General features: G+C 59.8%; 1 protein-coding gene. It reads left to right on the plus strand.

Translation table 11 applies throughout. The features are described from left to right. Window positions 1–118: 118 nt before the first annotated feature. Window positions 119–415, plus strand: a 297-nt coding sequence (locus WM40_RS27425; RefSeq protein WP_046154712.1) for a hypothetical protein, incomplete at its 3' end; no start/stop codon positions are given.

Consider the following 415-nt stretch of genomic DNA (forward strand, 5'->3'; position numbering starts at 1 on the left):
TTCGCCTCCACATGTATCTGCTTGAGCCAAGCAGTGCCGGCCGTGCCATTGGCTGCCGGACGCGCCGTGCTCGACAAGACCGAGCATCACTTCACCACACGATACGAAAGACACCCACATGAACGACAGCGACCGCAAGAAAAGGCTCGACGGACTGATAACCTACCAGGCTGACTGGCTCGAAATACTCCAGCGTCAGCAGGCGCGCCTTGAGTTGTATCGCGATGGAAAACTCCCGGTGGACGAGGAGATGATCGCACTGATCGCAAGCTCTCAGGCGCAGGTCATCCGTGCGGCACGCAACAACAATGACGCGATCTTCGGCACCGTGAAGGGTCCTGAAGCGCAGGAGGCGGAAGTCGACAGCTTCCTTCGGGACGTCGACGTGCTGAACGCCGGCTTTGCTGACCGCGCA

Source organism: Robbsia andropogonis (genome assembly GCF_000970345.1).
Lineage (GTDB): Bacteria > Pseudomonadota > Gammaproteobacteria > Burkholderiales > Burkholderiaceae > Robbsia > Robbsia andropogonis.